13 protein-coding genes, 15 tRNA genes, 2 rRNA genes and 1 riboswitch are annotated in these 16,504 nt (G+C 41.8%); all 30 genes read right to left on the reverse strand.

Annotation, left to right across the window (positions count from 1 at the left end):
* Positions 1 to 104: 104 nt before the first annotated feature.
* Complete coding sequence (locus tag LC455_RS19080; protein ID WP_223593111.1) at positions 105 to 1,589, reverse strand: amino acid permease; 1,485 nt, start codon at positions 1,587 to 1,589, stop codon at positions 105 to 107.
* 127 nt (positions 1,590 to 1,716) lie between these two features.
* A complete protein-coding gene (locus LC455_RS19085) occupies positions 1,717 to 1,995 on the reverse strand; it encodes a YokU family protein (protein ID WP_223593153.1) in 279 nt (92 codons plus the stop codon).
* Between the two features lie 2 nt (positions 1,996 to 1,997).
* Positions 1,998 to 3,407, reverse strand: a complete 1,410-nt coding sequence (gene ablA / locus LC455_RS19090) for a lysine 2,3-aminomutase (RefSeq protein WP_223593113.1) — start codon at positions 3,405 to 3,407, stop codon at positions 1,998 to 2,000.
* Positions 3,408 to 3,479: 72 nt separating this feature from the next.
* Positions 3,480 to 3,959: a GNAT family N-acetyltransferase gene (locus LC455_RS19095; protein WP_223593114.1), complete on the reverse strand. Its 480-nt coding sequence runs from the start codon at positions 3,957 to 3,959 to the stop codon at positions 3,480 to 3,482.
* Positions 3,947 to 5,467, reverse strand: a complete 1,521-nt coding sequence (locus LC455_RS19100) for a M81 family metallopeptidase (RefSeq protein ID WP_223593116.1) — start codon at positions 5,465 to 5,467, stop codon at positions 3,947 to 3,949. Before LC455_RS19100 ends, LC455_RS19095 begins: the two co-directional genes overlap by 13 nt.
* Before the next feature lie 31 nt (positions 5,468 to 5,498).
* Entirely contained in the window at positions 5,499 to 6,959 is a 1,461-nt protein-coding gene (locus tag LC455_RS19105; protein ID WP_223593117.1) for an aldehyde dehydrogenase family protein, read from the reverse strand.
* Between the two features lie 44 nt (positions 6,960 to 7,003).
* Positions 7,004 to 8,299, reverse strand: a complete 1,296-nt coding sequence (locus tag LC455_RS19110; protein ID WP_223593118.1) for an aspartate aminotransferase family protein — start codon at positions 8,297 to 8,299, stop codon at positions 7,004 to 7,006.
* Entirely contained in the window at positions 8,283 to 9,668 is a 1,386-nt protein-coding gene (locus LC455_RS19115) for an aminotransferase family protein (RefSeq protein ID WP_223593119.1), read from the reverse strand. The genes LC455_RS19110 and LC455_RS19115 overlap by 17 nt, the downstream gene beginning before the upstream one ends.
* Positions 9,656 to 10,846: a thiolase family protein gene (locus LC455_RS19120; protein ID WP_223593120.1), complete on the reverse strand. Its 1,191-nt coding sequence runs from the start codon at positions 10,844 to 10,846 to the stop codon at positions 9,656 to 9,658. Before LC455_RS19120 ends, LC455_RS19115 begins: the two co-directional genes overlap by 13 nt.
* Positions 10,846 to 11,508 carry a 3-oxoacid CoA-transferase subunit B gene (locus tag LC455_RS19125; protein WP_223593121.1) on the reverse strand — a complete coding sequence of 221 codons (663 nt, stop codon included), beginning with the start codon at positions 11,506 to 11,508 and terminating at the stop codon, positions 10,846 to 10,848. The genes LC455_RS19120 and LC455_RS19125 overlap by 1 nt, the downstream gene beginning before the upstream one ends.
* Position 11,509: 1 nt before the next feature.
* Positions 11,510 to 12,166, reverse strand: coding sequence for a CoA transferase subunit A (locus LC455_RS19130; protein WP_223593122.1), 657 nt, complete (start codon positions 12,164 to 12,166; stop codon positions 11,510 to 11,512).
* Positions 12,167 to 12,357: 191 nt separating this feature from the next.
* Positions 12,358 to 12,687: a DUF3870 domain-containing protein gene (locus LC455_RS19135; protein WP_223593123.1), complete on the reverse strand. Its 330-nt coding sequence runs from the start codon at positions 12,685 to 12,687 to the stop codon at positions 12,358 to 12,360.
* A gap of 162 nt (positions 12,688 to 12,849) precedes the next feature.
* Positions 12,850 to 13,020: riboswitch (Lysine riboswitch) on the reverse strand.
* A 313-nt stretch (positions 13,021 to 13,333) separates the two neighbouring features.
* A complete protein-coding gene (locus LC455_RS19140) occupies positions 13,334 to 14,266 on the reverse strand; it encodes an alpha/beta hydrolase (RefSeq protein ID WP_223593125.1) in 933 nt (310 codons plus the stop codon).
* 377 nt (positions 14,267 to 14,643) lie between these two features.
* A tRNA-Leu gene (locus LC455_RS19145) sits at positions 14,644 to 14,724 on the reverse strand.
* A gap of 24 nt (positions 14,725 to 14,748) precedes the next feature.
* Positions 14,749 to 14,834, reverse strand: a tRNA-Leu gene (locus LC455_RS19150).
* A gap of 44 nt (positions 14,835 to 14,878) precedes the next feature.
* Positions 14,879 to 14,952: transfer RNA gene (locus tag LC455_RS19155), tRNA-Cys, on the reverse strand.
* Between the two features lie 7 nt (positions 14,953 to 14,959).
* Positions 14,960 to 15,034 (reverse strand) — tRNA-Gly (locus LC455_RS19160).
* Between the two features lie 4 nt (positions 15,035 to 15,038).
* Positions 15,039 to 15,113, reverse strand: a tRNA-Gln gene (locus LC455_RS19165).
* Positions 15,114 to 15,152: 39 nt separating this feature from the next.
* Positions 15,153 to 15,228: transfer RNA gene (locus LC455_RS19170), tRNA-His, on the reverse strand.
* A 15-nt stretch (positions 15,229 to 15,243) separates the two neighbouring features.
* A tRNA-Trp gene (locus LC455_RS19175) sits at positions 15,244 to 15,317 on the reverse strand.
* Between the two features lie 39 nt (positions 15,318 to 15,356).
* Positions 15,357 to 15,441, reverse strand: a tRNA-Tyr gene (locus LC455_RS19180).
* Positions 15,442 to 15,464: 23 nt separating this feature from the next.
* Positions 15,465 to 15,540: transfer RNA gene (locus LC455_RS19185), tRNA-Phe, on the reverse strand.
* A gap of 31 nt (positions 15,541 to 15,571) precedes the next feature.
* Positions 15,572 to 15,648: transfer RNA gene (locus LC455_RS19190), tRNA-Asp, on the reverse strand.
* Between the two features lie 3 nt (positions 15,649 to 15,651).
* Positions 15,652 to 15,725 (reverse strand) — tRNA-Met (locus tag LC455_RS19195).
* 20 nt (positions 15,726 to 15,745) lie between these two features.
* Positions 15,746 to 15,821 (reverse strand) — tRNA-Val (locus LC455_RS19200).
* A gap of 38 nt (positions 15,822 to 15,859) precedes the next feature.
* A tRNA-Glu gene (locus tag LC455_RS19205) sits at positions 15,860 to 15,934 on the reverse strand.
* A gap of 15 nt (positions 15,935 to 15,949) precedes the next feature.
* A tRNA-Ser gene (locus LC455_RS19210) sits at positions 15,950 to 16,041 on the reverse strand.
* A 7-nt stretch (positions 16,042 to 16,048) separates the two neighbouring features.
* A tRNA-Asn gene (locus LC455_RS19215) sits at positions 16,049 to 16,123 on the reverse strand.
* Between the two features lie 14 nt (positions 16,124 to 16,137).
* Positions 16,138 to 16,254: ribosomal RNA gene (rrf, locus tag LC455_RS19220) — 5S ribosomal RNA — on the reverse strand.
* 133 nt (positions 16,255 to 16,387) lie between these two features.
* Positions 16,388 to 16,504: ribosomal RNA gene (locus tag LC455_RS19225) — 23S ribosomal RNA — on the reverse strand; the annotation flags it as partial.

Consider the following 16,504-nt stretch of genomic DNA (forward strand, 5'->3'; position numbering starts at 1 on the left):
TTATGGACGTCAAGTAATTATTGCACTTTTTGTCGAAATTTCTTCAAGAAGCTAAAAAGCCTTCAATTAATTATCATTTTATTAATTGAAGGCTGGAATAATGACTAACTTTTTTGATGGTCTTCAAAGGAACATTTATTTAACGGGACAACCTTTGTTTTATGAATGACTTTATAACCGATCCAAATCACTAAAAAAATGGGCAATCCAATATATGATACGGCTGCTCCGTACCAATCAATGTTACCTGTCATAAATGCTTGATAATTTTGTCCAAGAATGATAATAATGCACATTGCTAATGCAAGAATAGGGCCAAGAGGGAACCATTTCGCCTTGTATTTAAGTTCATTCAGGTCTCTTCCCTGGGCAATGTAGGCCTTTCTAAAACGGTAGTGGCTCAAAGCAATTCCTACCCAGGCAATAAATCCGGTTAAACCTGATGCATTTAATAGCCATGTATACACTTGATCCCCAAAAATGGACGTTAAAAAGGCAAGTCCGCCAATAATCGTTGTCATAACAAGCGCATTTATTGGAATCCCCCGATTATTTACTTTTTGCAAAAATTTCGGAGCCTGTCCGTCCTTTGCCATAGACCATAGCATTCGAGTTGAAGCATATAGCCCCGACGTTCCGCATGACAAAACAGACGTTAAGATAACTGCATTCATGACAGAGGCTGTAAAGGCAATTCCTGCTTTTTCGAAAACGAGGGTAAATGGGCTTACCGCAATTTTGTCAACATCCCCGCCTAACAGTTCAGGACTAGTATATGGGATTACTAGCCCAATGACTGCAATCGCTCCAATATAAAATAGAAGAATTCGCCAAAATACTTGCCGGATTGCTTTCGGTATGTTTTTCTTGGGATTTTCACTTTCCCCTGCTGCAATCCCTACCAGTTCAGTCCCTTGGAAGGAAAAACCAGCTATGAAAAAAATACTTAACACAGACATAAAGCCTCCGCTTACCGGAGCATCTCCCAATGTAAAGTTTTTAAACCCGATATACTCACCTCCGAAAATCCCAAAGATGGTGAGCACACCAACGCCTATAAAAACAATGATAGTAATAACTTTTATTAAAGCGAACCAATACTCAGATTCTCCGTAACTTTTAACCGACAAAGCATTCAATAAAAAGATTAGTCCTAAAAACAGGGCACTCCAAACGATGCTTGGCACATCCGGAAGCCAGAATTTCATAATGATGGCCGAAGCAACGATTTCAACTGCCAGGGTAACAGCCCAGTTGAACCAATAATTCCAACCGAGCGCAAATCCTAATGCTGGGTCAACAAAACGGCTGGCATATGTGGCAAATGATCCGGAAACCGGTATAAAGGTAGCCATTTCACCGAGGCTTGTCATCAAAAAATAGACCATGATTCCAATCGCGCCATATGCAATCATCGCACCACCGGGTCCAGCTGTTTGAATGGACGCACCTGTCGCTAAAAACAGCCCCGTACCAATTGATCCCCCAATCGCAATCATTGTCATGTGACGTGCCTTTAAATTGCGTTTAATTCCATCATTAGTTTCCTGATTATTCTGACTCTTTTCTTCAATTTTAATGGCTTCCATCCTTTTTCCACCTTCACAATTAGGATATTAACGAAATGGCAATGGATAATTTATCCCCCCTTAGAAAGAGGGAGATAAATTATCCGATATTATTGATGTTTTTTTCTATCTGCCATAAGATGGATTACTATTTAGAAAAATCAAAGTAGTTTCGCTTTAATAAGCGTGGAGCAGCCATAAGTGTGTCAAATGCCAAACTTTTTTCAAGCTTTGAAGTATCGATTAAAAATAGCTGATCTTCAATTTTCTGTACCGTTTCATCAGTTTGGTAGGTAATACCACATTCTGAGCAATGGAAGGCTGGTGTGTCCTGAATTTCAATTGTTTTCGTACCGTCCGGTAGTTCCCAATACACTGTGTTGCCCGTTTCAACTGCTGTGTCAGATCCGCACCATTGACAATTCAACATTATTCCTCCCTTGCTCCCACAGTCTCATATTTGCTCATTTGGGCATGGAATTTTTTCTCTTTCAATTCATCACGTTTCTCTCGTTTATCCTTTAAAGAGCTATGTTCTGGATTTTCCTTATACGTTTTACGGCGGTCCAATCGTTTTAAACCTTCTGGAATTAGGTTAAATTTCGTATCATCAATAATGGACAGTACACCATTACTTTCGAAATTTTCAAATACTTCAGGATAAATCTTTTTATAATAATCCTCTGCACTTCCTGGATGGTAATTTTCAGGTTCGGGATAAGATGTAATGACACCTTCAAAGTTACGCAAAACTACTTTATTGGAACTTTGAGAAATGATATAGTTCGGCTGCAATGGAATTTTGCCACCTCCTCCAGGAGCATCAACAATGAAGGTTGGAACGGCATAACCCGAAGTGTGACCTCGAAGCCCTTCCATGATTTCCAATCCTTTGCTGATTGGTGCACGGAAATGGCCGATCCCTTCTGATAAATCACACTGGTAAATGTAATATGGACGCACGCGAATTTTAACGAGGTCATGCATAAGCTGTTTCATGATTGGAACGCTGTCGTTAATGCCTGCAAGAATAACTGCTTGGTTGCCTAGTGGTACGCCCGCATTTGAAAGCATTTCACATGCTCGCTTCGAATCTTCCGTAATTTCCATCGATGTATTGAAATGCGTATTCAGCCATACTGGATGATACTTTTTCAAGATATTGCAAAGATTTTCAGTAATACGCTGTGGGAATACAACCGGTGCTCTTGTACCGATTCGAATAATTTCCACATGTGGAATTTCACGTAAATTCTTTAAAATATACTCTAAAATATTGTCATTGATAAGGAGTCCGTCTCCTCCCGAAATTAGCACATCACGGATTTGCGGAGTGGAAGCAATATAATTAATGGCATTGTCTAACTGTTTCTTAGGTACACCCATTCCAATTTGACCTGAGAAACGTCTTCTTGTGCAGTAACGGCAGTACATCGAGCACTGGTTTGTTACCAGGAACAATACACGGTCCGGATAACGATGCGTTAGCCCAGGTACCGGTGAATCCTCATCTTCATGGAGCGGATCCTCCAAGTCATATCTTGTTTTATACAATTCCTGAGAGATTGGAACAGACTGCATACGAATCGGACATCTTGGATCATCTTGGTCCATCAGCGATGCATAATATGGCGTAATGTTTAATGGAATGGTTTTGGTAGCAATTTTAACTCCTTCTTCTTCTAGTGGTGTTAAATTGATTACTTTCTTTAAGTCTTCAAGAGTTTTAATGGTGTTTGTCAATTGCCATACCCAGTCATTCCATTGCTCGTCAGTTACATCTTTCCAAAGCTCGATTTCTTTCCAATGTCTTTTTGGTTTAAATAAAGTGTTTCTCATCTTTTCCCCTCCTGGAATTCGTTTTTTTAATAACCAATTTTTTAGAAAAATTTCTCCCTTGATTCTAACTATTTAAGAAATGATGTACTCCATATAATAGCGGTTTTCCCCTTCGCCAAACTCATCGAATCTCGTTCCTTTAATGGCAAATCCCATTTTTTCATATAATTTAACAGCTGCCTTATTTTGGGTGTTGACTGTTAAGCACACTTTATGAAAACCGTCCTGCTTTAAAATAGGATAAATTTCCTCTAAGAATAACTTTCCAATTCCTTTCCCCTGCTGGTCGGAACGAACATAAAAGCCGAATATATAGGCTTTATGAATATCATTGTAATCTCTCATCATCTCGCAAATGGCGATCGGTCTTGCATCATTTTGTTGTCGATATTGAATTAGTTTCCCGTATCTGACTAAAGGAATCAGGGTTTGTTCATCAACTGCTCCCATTCCCGGAAATGCATCTTTCTCGAGGTCCATCATTATGTGTAACTGTTCCGGGTTTAGTGAAGTCGGAACTTCGACATAATAGGATTTTTTTAATGTTTCCATGTTTCTTTCCTCCTTAGTTCCACCTCATATTTGATATCATCCAATGGCCAGATCGGCCTTGGGATGTGTTGATACGTAAATGTTGTTAAACGGTTGGAAGCAACACCTGGTGCATCTACATAAATGATGTGTCCTACAATCGTCTCAAATGCAGCCCGGAAATGATTTTTAGCCTTAAGACAGAGAATTCTCTTTGTTGAGGGCTCAAGTCCAATATGACGGAACATTTCCGGATCATTCGCTGACATCGGCCTTCCAATGAGGAGAATATCCATCTTACCAACACGAATGTGTGCCGCTCCCTTTAAATCGACCTTAAGATTCTGATTAAACGGCCCTGAATTATAAAATACACCGTCTGATAAGGCAATGATTGTTGCCTCAACTTGGACAGGTTCTCCGAATTCAGAAGATACCTTGCCGCCAAGTAACAACGATACCTTATTTCCGACTCCCGCCTTCCGACATGCCTCAATCGATTCCGGATCATAAAGTCCTCCAAACAGCGTTTCAGCGAGGTTCAAGTTCACGACTTCCCTAAGCAATTCTGTTGTATCCCCGCTTCCGCAGCTTAAAGGATTATCCGAGATGTCAGCCAACACTATCGGTTTGTCATCTTCAATCGACAGCGCCATATCCAGCCCTTGTTTTACATTAGGAAGATCCATGATGAACTCTTCTCTTACACTCCAAAACAAGGAAGCTAGTTTTTGAACTGTTTCTTTGCCTTTTTGTGGATTGAGCGCAACAACCAGTACACTAGCTCCTGCCATGGGAATATCAGAATAAGGGAACCCTCCAAAGATGGAAACATTGTATACTTCTTCTTCTTCTTCCACTTGTTTTGCCCATTCGATCATTTTGTACATTGGACCTTCTGCTGTTCTCATATTGATAGAGGGGGGCATCATCGGCAATTTTTCAAACGCAGCGTAGTATTTAACACCATTCTTTAATTGTTTTAATAAAGCGTTTGCTGCCTGAAGGCCTTGTTCATACATATCAACATGCGGATATGTTTTAAATCCAAAATGAAGCGGTGTATATTCAATCATCTTTTCGCTCAAATTGGCGTGCATATCAAGAGTTGTAGCTATTGGAACATCTGATCCAAGAATGCCGCGGATTTTTCCCAGTAAATGCTCTTCCGGATCAAACAGGTGCTCCACAACCATCGCTCCATGGAGTGCCAGCAATAATCCATCCAGCCTTCCTGCATTCATGAGCGACTCCAGCATTTGCTCTTCAATAAAGGAGTACGTTTCTGTCGTTACAACACCAGATGGAACTGCGGCCGCACAAAGCAGCGGCACGATTTCAACATTCTCTGCCTGCCTCAAAACATCCAAAAACCCGCCAACTTCAGTCTTCGTTCCACTATAGGCATCATAAATTTCATCCCCTATAAAATAACCTTCATTTCGAAACTGTTCCATTTCGGTTTTCATTGAACTGAAACTATGGGATTCATGGTAGAAGAAGGCAATGCCAATACGATGTTTTCTCATAATCTCCCACCTTTTTAAAGACATGAATCGATTAATAGTTTGTATAAATAGACTTCCACTCTGTCATGACATCGAATGCATGATGAGAGACTTCACGGTGTCCGTTACCAGACATTTTCATGCCTCCAAATGCAACCCCCATTTCTGCATTAGAGGTTCCATTATTAATATAGACAAGTCCGCTTACCGCTTCCGATGCACCCCGATTCGCATAATGAAGACTATTGGTATAGATGGAAGTAGACAATCCATAAATCGTGCCGTTATTTACCTCCATTGCTTCCTCATATGAATCTACTTCAATGATGGCAAGGACAGGCCCAAATATTTCTTCCTGTGCAATGGAGTCATTCGGCCGGACGTTTTCAATAATCGTCGGCTCATAGTAAAAGCCGCCCAATTCAATCACGCGCTGTCCGCCTGATACAATTTTTCCGCCTTCTTCAATCGCTTTTTGTACATACCTCTCAACTGTATGAAGCTGATCTTCATTTACAAGAGGCCCAACCTGGCTGCCTTCTTCAAGACCATTTCCTATTTTCATAGATTTTGTTAATTGTACAATTTTTTCTACAAGCTGCTCTTTTACGGGACGTTCAACAATAACCCGGCTTGCTGCTGTACAGCGCTGACCAGTTGTTGTAAATGCTGATTTGACAATTCCATCTGCCGCTTTGTCAAGGTCCGCATCCTTTAGGACGATAACTGCATTTTTCCCGCCCAATTCCAAGGAAATGCGTTTTAACGTTTTGCTGCTCATTTCTGCCAGCTGCTGCCCGACATCAGTTGAGCCGGTAAAAGAAATAACTTTGACAGCCTGATGCTCAGCAAGTCTTCGTCCAACCTTATTTCCAGAACCGGTAATCAAGTTCACTACTCCTTCAGGCAATCCGGTTTCAGCTAATATTTCGACAAAGATTTTTGCTGACAAAGCCACCTCTGATGCTGGTTTCCAAACAACCGTATTACCAGCAATCAAAGCTGAAAATATTTTGTAGGAAGCGAGTGAAACTGGGAAATTCCATGGGGTAATACATACTGCCACTCCAAGCGGCTCACGCACCATTCTCACGTTCCGCCCCGAGAAACCTGCCGGAACCGTTTCTCCAAAAAGGCGCCGGCCTTCCCCTGCCATATATTGAGCGGTCGCACTGACCACTCCAACTTCTCCTAATGACTCGGTTAGGACCTTGCCCATTTCCATAGTCATAACACGAGCCAGTTTTTCCTTCCGTACTTCAAACAATTGGGCTGCTTTTGACAGATAAGATGCCCTTTCCGGAATTGGAGTGTTCTTCCAGCTTGAATAGGCTTTTTCTGCCGCTGCTACTGCCTTGTCGACTTGATCAGTTGAAGCTGCGGCACAAACACCGACAAGCTCCCCAGTAGCGGGATTTAAACTTTCAAAGTAGGATTGGTCTGGTTCATTTACCCATTTCCCATTTATATAAAGATCTCCCTTTAGGATCTCTGTGTTGATTTGATTTGACATAATCGTGACCTCCTTTTCTGAATTACTGCATAGAGAAATGACATCTAGCTTCCTAGGATGGTTTCTGACACAGCCTCCTCTAAAATGATCAATCCTTTGTCGAGCACATCTTTTTGAATGTTAAGCGGAAGCATTAACCTGATGGTTTGACCGCTTACACCGCAATTCATGATGAGCAATCCATTTTCTAATGCTTTCGCTTTAATTTGAGGTACTAATGTTGCTGCAGACTGCTGATCGAATTCAATGCCGATCATCAAGCCTATTCCTCGAACTTCTACAATACCTGGTAAATGACCAATCGATTTTTGAAGCCGGTCTACAATCTCTGCCCCAAGGTCAGCGCTTCTTTCCACTAACTTTTCTTCTTCAATGATCTCTATGTTTGCTAAGGCTGCCGCACAAGAAATCGGATTTCCGCCAAATGTTGAACCATGTCCTGCTGTTGGCCATTTTTCATGGAGTTCACGATTCGCCACAATTGCTCCGAGAGGCATTCCCCCTGAAAGGGCTTTTGCCAAGACTAAAATATCAGGAGTAACATTGGCATGCTCTGCTGCGAACATTTTGCCAGTACGGCCAAAACCTGTCTGTACTTCGTCAAAAATCAGCAAAATTCCATGCTCTTCTGTAATCCTTCTTAACTCCTTCAAAAAGCTTGGCGGTGCTGGATAATAGCCGCCTTCGCCCATTACCGGTTCAATAATAATCGCTGCCACGCGCGTTGGATCGACTCGTAAATCAAATAATTTTTGCAGCTGGTTCAAGCAATACTCTTCTGTTTCTTCTTTATTAATATTTTTCAGCTGGCCTGGGTAAGGATATGGGATATGGTACACCTCACCTAAAATTGGTTCATAATAACGGCGGTATTTAGCGCTTGATGCTGTAATGGCTGTTGCACCTAATGTACGGCCATGAAAAGATCCTTCAAAAGCAATAATTGCTGGTCTGCCTGTGGAAGCTTTTGCTAATTTAAGTGCCCCATCGATTGCTTCAGCACCTGAATTGGAGAAAAAAACCGTATCCAGATTTCCTGGAGTTATTTGTGCAAGCTTTTCCGCCAGATTTGCTGCAGTTTCATAATAACCGTAGTTCAAGCCAAGATGGATCAAGTTGTCTGCTTGCTTTTTAATCGCATCAACCATTTTCTTGTTCGTATGCCCGACTGCATTAACAGCAACACCTGATACGAAATCGATATATTCTTCACCATCTGTTGTCCAAAATTTAGCGCCATGTGCCTTATCGATAACAAGCTCTGTCACTCTAGTCATAACCGGAGATAAATGTTTACGTGCTTTTTCTTGAATTTCATTCGTTTTACTTTGCAATTTCAACTGTCTCATCCTTTCGTAATTGGCTTTTGAATATCGATAATGATTCATCTAGTATTCTCACAATTTCATCTATATCTGTTTTCTTAACATTTAGTGGGGGACTAATAATCAGATGCTCCCCATTTATGCTATCAATTGAACCTGTCCCCGGATAAAAAACCGCACCAAGTTCCATCGCTATACTATTGATTGTTTCAGCTGCTTTCTCAAATGGTTTAAATAAAAGATCCTGTTCACAGTCCTTCACAAGCTCGATTCCAATTAAAAGTCCTCGGCCCCGGACGTCGGATATACAAGTATGTTTTTGCTTCATTTCCAAAAGGCGCCCGACAAGATAATTCCCTTGCTCGTTCACATTTTCCAATACATTATCACGTTCATAGACTTCTAAGGCAGCGAGACCGGCTGCAACTGCAACAGGATGACCACTATAGGTATAGCCGTGAATAAATTTCCCGTCGCTATTTTGAATCAGCCCATCAATTAACCGATCATGAACAATCATGCCAGCAAGTGGAGCATAACCAGCTGATACTCCCTTTCCAAATGTGATAATATCAGGCTCGATTCCTAGCTGTTCTGTCGCGAAATGGGTTCCGGTCCGCCCAAAGCCTGTCATCACTTCATCGACGATTAAGACAATTTGGTATCGGTCACAAAGCTCACGGATTTTCTCAAAATAACCCGGCGGTGGCGACACAGCTCCTTGCTGGCTCCCTACTATCGGTTCGGCGATAAAAGCCGACACGTTCTCAGGGCCCAACTCTAAAATAGTCCTTTCAATATCCATTACACATGTCCAGTTTTGTTTTGCAAGACAATCATTTTGTTGACGTCCGTACGGACATCGATGGCAGTACGGAGAGTAAACATGGGCATAGTTTAAAAGATTTGGAGTGTATGTGTGCCTTCTTTTTACGTCACCGCCCGCTGATAATGAACCCATCGTGTTACCGTGATAAGATTGCCAGCGTCCGATGACAATGTGTTTTTGGGGTCTTCCGGCATCCCGGTGATATTGTCTCGCCAATTTCATGGCACTTTCATTTGCCTCAGATCCTCCGGTGGTAAAATAAACTTTATTTAAATAACCTGGAGCCATTTTTCCAATCTTTTCAGCCAGTTCATGTAAAGCTTTGGTTTCAAAACGCAGCGTATGTACAAATGCTGCTTTTTTGGCCTGCTCTGCCATCGCGTCACCTATTGATGTAATCCCATGGCCGAGGTTGGCAGCAACTGCTCCAGAACAAGCATCCAAATATTTTTTTCCAGTATCATCAAAGAGATAGACTCCTTCACCGTGGGTAATGATTGGGTATTCCTTTTTAAAATCACGGTGAAATACATAATCTTGTTTTACTCTGTCCATCTTTCCACCACCATTGCCATTCCTAATCCCCCTGCTACACAAATTGTCGCCAGACCATATTGACGTTTTTGTTTTTCAAGTTCATGACATAATGTCGTGACAATCCTTGCACCGGAGCAACCGAGCGGATGACCTAAAGCAATCGCACCTCCGTTTACATTCACGTTATCTCCCTTAATCCCCCATTCTTTTAAGCAAGCGAGACTTTGGGCGGCAAACGCTTCATTTAATTCTATTAAGTCGATATCCTGTAAACGCAGCCCTGCTTTTTTCAAGGCGATTTCAGAGGCAGGAACCGGACCGATGCCCATTTCCTTTGGTGATACGCCTGTTGCGGCAAAGGAACGAATCCTGGCCAGCGGATTGACTCCAAGCTGTTTTGCTTTTTCCTCAGACATCAATAGCAGCATCGAGGCACCATCATTTCTGCCGGAAGAGTTTCCTGCTGTTACGGTTCCATCTTTTTGGAAAACAGGACTAAGGGTTGCTAACTTTTCAAGCTCCGTTAATCTTGGGTGCTCATCTATTGCAAAATGCCTTGCTCCTGTTTTTCCCTCTTTGACCGGAATTGGAATTATTTCTTCTTCAAACAGCCCCAGCTCAATTGCCCGCTTTGCATTCTGCTGGCTTCTAAAGGCAAATTCGTCCTGTTCCTCCCGGCTTATATTGTATTGTTGTGCCAGCCATTCAGCTGTTTGCCCCATCGTAAAATGGCCATATATTTCCCCAGGCTGTGATTTCGGCTGACTCTCCGTATTCGAGTCGTAAAGCATCACATTACCCATCTTAAGACCAAATCTTGTTCCCACCGTATAATGTGGAGCCTGAGACATGCTCTCTACGCCTCCTGCCAAAACAACCTCCGCCTGCCCCGATAAAATGGACATTGCTCCGTTCATGACCGCCTGCATACCCGAACCGCACTGGCGATGGACTGTATAAGCGGGAATTGTTTCCGGGAAACGTGCCTTTAAGGCTGCAACGCGGGCAATATTTGGAGCATGGGCGCTTTGCTTTGTTTGGCCAACTATTATTTCATCGACGATATTTGCTCTGTAACCGGAGGCAGAAAGATTATTTTTCATAATCGTACATACGAGCTCTTCTGGGAGCGTGTCGGCCAGTGAACCGCCGAACTTTCCTAAGGCGGTTCTAAATGCGTTGACGATTACAACCATTACACTGTCACCTCGGTGCCATTAATAATTGAGTCAGCAATATGAAAAGGGGCGTCAGTTTTTTCTTGTACTTCCTTGAGAGAAATTCCGGGCGCCAGCTCAATCAGATGCAGCCCATCCTGCTTTACTGAGAAAACCGCTAAATCGGTAATAATTAAATTCACTGTTCGTTCTGATGTGATTGGATAGGTTAATTCCTTAACGATTTTTGACTCTCCCTTATCCGTCGTGTGCATGGTTGTCACGATCACTTTTTTGGATCCTTCCAATAAATCCATCGCACCACCTACACCAAGAACACTTTTTCCTGGTACAGCCCAGTTGGCAATTCGTCCCTTTTCATCGATTTGGAGCACACCAAGAATCGAGACAGTCACATGGCCTCCACGAATCATGGCAAAGGAGGAAGCGCTATCAAAAAAGGACGACCCTTCTACCACCGTGACAGGAAGTTTACCAGCATTAACTAAATCTTTATCAATATGCTCCTGTTCTGGAGTCGGACCTACTCCAAGAATTCCATTCTCTGAATGTAGAAAAACTTGGATATTTTCTGGAATATGGTCAGCTACGAGCGTAGGAATCCCAATACCTAAATTAACAATATCCCCATCCTTTAGTTCCTTTGCCGCTCTTTCAGCAATATAATGTTTCACATTCATACTAGTTTCCTCCCGACAAGACGATAAAATCAACGTATAAATGAGGGGTCACGATTTCTTCAGGAGAAATTTGACCTGTCTCAACAATTTCATCTACTTCTGCAATGACGATATCTGCAGCTGTTGCCATCATTGGATTAAAGTTTCTGGCCGATTTGTTATAGATGAGGTTCCCTAATGTATCTGCTTTTTTTGCTTTTATTAAGGCAAAATCGGCTTTAATCGGTTCCTGAAACACATATTTTTTTCCATTAAGGATGCGTTCTTCTTTGTTTTCTGCGATTTTCGTTCCGACACTTACCGGCGTATAAAAACCACCCAATCCGGCACCGCCTGCCCGAATGGCTTCTGACATTGTTCCCTGTGGAACAAGCTCGACTTCCAATTCTTTATCCTGAAAAGCTTTAACCACCTCAGGGTTGGAGGTAAAATAAGAACCTATTGCTTTTTTTACTCGTTTTTGCCTTACTAAAACGCCTAGACCTTTGCCTGGCTCTCCAAGGTTATTACTTATAATCTCTAAATCTTTTATTTGTGAATCTACCAAAGCATCTACTAAACTAAGCGGACATCCTACTAGCCCAAATCCTCCTACCATAATTCTTGAGCTGCTTTTAATCTTTTTTACGGCTTCTTCACATGAAATTAACTTTCTCATCCCCTTTTTCCATCCCCTCTATTAATTTTTATGGATTAACAGTTCGGATATAGAAAAAAACCGGACAAGACATAGATCCCCAATAAAGACTGTCATCTAAAAAGAAAACATCCTTACAAAGTGTCTATACCTGCCCGGTTTTAATAAGACCATGGAGAGAGGTTGTCTCCCCACTTTATTATAACCAAACGTTATGTATTCTTTTGCTTCACATTATCCCAGTAACGTTGAACTGCAGCCTGGAGGGCCACAATGATCGCTTGCTGGGATGGAGCAAAATAAAATTTTTGAATTCGTTCAATCAAGTACTCAATTCCACTCTCGAGGCAATAGCCTATCAGCAGTTTTTGAAAATGTTTTTTTGTCAATTCTGTTACGAATGTGAATTCTGCTCCCACAATCTTATGCTCTTTTGGGTCCACTTCTAGTACGATTCCTGCGTGCTTAAACATTTCATACATGGAAGTTCCCTGAGGAGCTTTGGCATAGCCTGTCACGATTACTGTATCTAGTGTTTGCATGTTCTGTATCGCTCCCTTCAAAATCATATATCTAATTGCTTTCTTGCATCTGGGATCTTAGGATGAAATTGAAGATAGGAAGACTACCTAATAAGTTGATTAAGGAACCAACAACTCCACAAAAAAAGGAGGCTATATTTCTAATCTAGGCAAAACCTAGACGAAATAAATAGCTCTCCATACATAACATATGACAGTGAATGGGATCCTGCTCCCATTCCCCTAGCTTGATCCAACCAGCGGGATAAAATCTTCACCCTGGAATCAAACTATCGGCGATAAAAACCTTCATCCTTTAAAGGACTACCCTTTTAACGCTCCTCTATTTGAGTATTCAGTTTTTAATTTGTAAGTAATTACTATAGATATCATAGTATTTATGTTATGAATAAAAGTCAATGCTTTTTTTATAAAGCATTATTTTTTGAAAGTTTAAAAAGTCTTCAATTTCTAAATATTATATTAAATATTTGAAATTCAAAAGTCAATATATTTTTAATCGTGGAAATTGTAGAACAGAGCAAAACCTTTTCTGCTTAAAAATGGGCACCCTCGGGAAATGAAACCTCTAATTAAAACAAAATGGGTATGAAATAGTCTTAAAGTCTTACCCTTACTTAAAAAAATTGATGTATATTTCCTATATTTAAATATGCTCATTTATCCACCTAATAACGTCTGCTTTTACTTCTTCCTTATTAGTTTCATTTAACAATTCATGGCGTGCATTCTCATAAAGCTTATAGTTAACCTCTTTAATTCCAACCTTTTTATAAGCCTCGTATGTTTTTATAACACCTTTTGAGTTACTTCCCACCGGATCCTTGCTTCCTGAAATTAATAAGATAGGCAGGTTTACTGGAATCATCGCTAGATTTTGAGGTTTATTAATGATAGCAATTCCTTCTAGCAGATCATTGAAAAATCCGGCAGTGAAAATCCCCCCACACATTGGATCATCAATATACTTATCTACTTCCCTTTCTTCTCGACTCAACCAATCAAATTCTGTCCGGTTTGGTTTAAAACTTTTATTGTAACTTCCAAAGGTCAAGTTATTTAAAAGTGGGCTTGGTGTTCGCGCCCCCTTCTTCTTCATTTCTCTTGAAGCTATCAGCTGGCCGATTTTCCTCATGATTCCAGGGTCACCACCAGTACCAGATAAAATAACACCTGCAAGCTTATTTCCAAACAACTGTATATTGCGTCTTGATAAAAAAGAGCCCATACTATGTCCAAATAATATTACCGGGACACCAGGATATTCCTTTTCAGCAATTATTGTAAGCATATGCATATCTTGCATCACTTTTTCAAAACCCTGTGTGTCTGCAAAATAACAGCTGCTATTATTTAACTTCGCAGTTTCGCCATGCCCTCGATGATCATTGCCAAAAACAACCAAATCCTGGGAAATTAACTCTTTTGCAAAAGCATCATACCGCTCAATATGTTCTGCCATTCCATGAGCAATTTGAACAATGGCTTTTGGTCTAATTTCATTTTCTGCAGCCCATTTTGTAGCAAATATTTCAACGCCATCTTCTGTTTGATAGGTGAATGATAAATGCCGACTCATTTGTACCACTCCTATACGCATGTTATTGTAATAGAAAAAAAGACTCACCCAATTACCCCTATAATAGGACATTGTGTGAGTCTCCGTATCTCCGTCACATTTTAACTTAACATGAATATAAATGAGTCCTTAAAAATTGTCAACCACTTTTGAGTATAGCATGCAGCTCCGCTCTTATTAACCATCAGGACTATTTTTGGGGGGTGACGGGCATTATGAAGCCCTCTTATTTACCGTGACAGCTTTTTTTCGGGTCTGACGGGCATTATGATCTTCTCTTATAATTAATGAATTTAGGATAGTTTATATTAATTATTTACATAACAATAGGATAAAATAAAAACGTTTCTCATTCAAAATGAGAAACGTTTTTGTGATACCGGTGGTCGGGGTCGAACCGACACTCCAGAGGAACACGATTTTGAGTCGTGCGCGTCTGCCAATTCCGCCACACCGGCGTGACAATATTTTTTTGATGATAATGCCGAGGACCGGAATCGAACCGGTACGGTAGTCACCTACCGCAGGATTTTAAGTCCTGTGCGTCTGCCAGTTCCGCCACCCCGGCAAAATAAAATAACCTGTTCTTATCCATTCTCAACATAAGTTTCATGGAGGCGGCAACCGGATTCGAACCGGTGGTAAAGGTTTTGCAGACCTCTGCCTTACCACTTGGCTATGCCGCCATAAAATTGGAGCGGAAGACGGGATTCGAACCCGCGACCCCCACCTTGGCAAGGTGGTGTTCTACCACTGAACTACTTCCGCAAATTGGCTGGGCTAGCTGGATTCGAACCAACGCATGACGGAGTCAAAGTCCGTTGCCTTACCGCTTGGCTATAGCCCAATGATACTTCAAAAAGATAAATCATACAATAAAAATTTATGGGGCGGCTGAAGGGAATCGAACCCTCGAATGTCGGAACCACAATCCGATGCGTTAACCACTTCGCCACAGCCGCCACTATAAAAGTGATTGGCAGGGGTAGTAGGAATCGAACCCACACCAAAGGTTTTGGAGACCTTCGTTCTACCTTTAAACTATACCCCTATGTTATTGATAGTTATTTTCGCTAAGGCGAAAAAACTTTGGTGGAGGGGGACGGATTCGAACCGCCGAACCCTGAGGGAGCGGATTTACAGTCCGCCGCGTTTAGCCACTTCGCTACCCCTCCACATTTAAACATTTGATAATAAATGGTGGCTCAGGACGGAATCGAACCGCCGACACAAGGATTTTCAGTCCTTTGCTCTACCGACTGAGCTACTGAGCCACAATTATACTTTTTGCCATTTCCATTTAAATGGCGGTCTGGACGGGACTCGAACCCGCGACCTCCTGCGTGACAGGCAGGCATTCTAACCAACTGAACTACCAGACCGTATTGCGGGGACAGGATTTGAACCTGCGACCTTCGGGTTATGAGCCCGACGAGCTACCGGACTGCTCCACCCCGCGATAATATTATTTAGATAATATGGTGGAGGATGACGGGATCGAACCGCCGACCCTCTGCTTGTAAGGCAGATGCTCTCCCAGCTGAGCTAATCCTCCATATTTATGAATGTTATTTCTCAATCAAGAAAAAACTTTGGTGACCCCTACGGGATTCGAACCCGTGTTACCGCCGTGAAAGGGCGGTGTCTTAACCGCTTGACCAAGGGGCCATTTTAAAAGATTAATGGCGGAGAGCAAGGGATTTGAACCCTTGAGACAGGGTTACCCGCCTACACGATTTCCAATCGTGCTCCTTCGGCCACTCGGACAGCTCTCCATTAAAATGGCTCCGCAGGTAGGACTCGAACCTACGACCGATCGGTTAACAGCCGATAGCTCTACCACTGAGCTACTGCGGAATAATAATAATACAGCCTGGCAACGTCCTACTCTCACAGGGGCGCGTGCCCCAACTACCATCGGCGCTGAGAAGCTTAACTTCCGTGTTCGGTATGGGAACGGGTGTGACCTTCTCGCCATTATTACCAGACTATTTAATCGACACTATTTTATTATAATGTCTTTTTTATATTTTGCAAGAGGAAATTTCATTTTTTTTCATTCCCTCAAAACTAGATAATGCAGAAGAAGTTTTAGTAAAATCGAGTTCACCTTCATATGACTTGGTTAAGTCCTCGAACGATTAGTATCAGTCAGCTCCACACGTCACCGCGCTTCCACCTCTGACCTATCAACCTGATCATCTTTCAGGGTTCTTACTAGCTTGACGCTATGGGAAA

This window comes from Neobacillus bataviensis (assembly GCF_019969725.1).

Bases quoted from the DNA above. Each gene is read 5' to 3' on its own strand.
- LC455_RS19080 (WP_223593111.1), bottom strand. From the start codon at position 1,589: ATGGAAGCCATTAAAATTGAAGAAAAGAGTCAGAATAATCAGGAAACT.
- ablA (WP_223593113.1), bottom strand. From the start codon at position 3,407: ATGAGAAACACTTTATTTAAACCAAAAAGACATTGGAAAGAAATCGAG.
- LC455_RS19095 (WP_223593114.1), bottom strand. From the start codon at position 3,959: ATGGAAACATTAAAAAAATCCTATTATGTCGAAGTTCCGACTTCACTA.
- LC455_RS19100 (WP_223593116.1), bottom strand. From the start codon at position 5,467: ATGAGAAAACATCGTATTGGCATTGCCTTCTTCTACCATGAATCCCAT.
- LC455_RS19105 (WP_223593117.1), bottom strand. From the start codon at position 6,959: ATGTCAAATCAAATCAACACAGAGATCCTAAAGGGAGATCTTTATATA.
- LC455_RS19115 (WP_223593119.1), bottom strand. From the start codon at position 9,668: ATGGACAGAGTAAAACAAGATTATGTATTTCACCGTGATTTTAAAAAG.
- LC455_RS19120 (WP_223593120.1), bottom strand. From the start codon at position 10,846: ATGGTTGTAATCGTCAACGCATTTAGAACCGCCTTAGGAAAGTTCGGC.
- LC455_RS19125 (WP_223593121.1), bottom strand. From the start codon at position 11,508: ATGAATGTGAAACATTATATTGCTGAAAGAGCGGCAAAGGAACTAAAG.
- LC455_RS19130 (WP_223593122.1), bottom strand. From the start codon at position 12,166: ATGAGAAAGTTAATTTCATGTGAAGAAGCCGTAAAAAAGATTAAAAGC.
- LC455_RS19135 (WP_223593123.1), bottom strand. From the start codon at position 12,687: ATGCAAACACTAGATACAGTAATCGTGACAGGCTATGCCAAAGCTCCT.
- LC455_RS19140 (WP_223593125.1), bottom strand. From the start codon at position 14,266: ATGAGTCGGCATTTATCATTCACCTATCAAACAGAAGATGGCGTTGAA.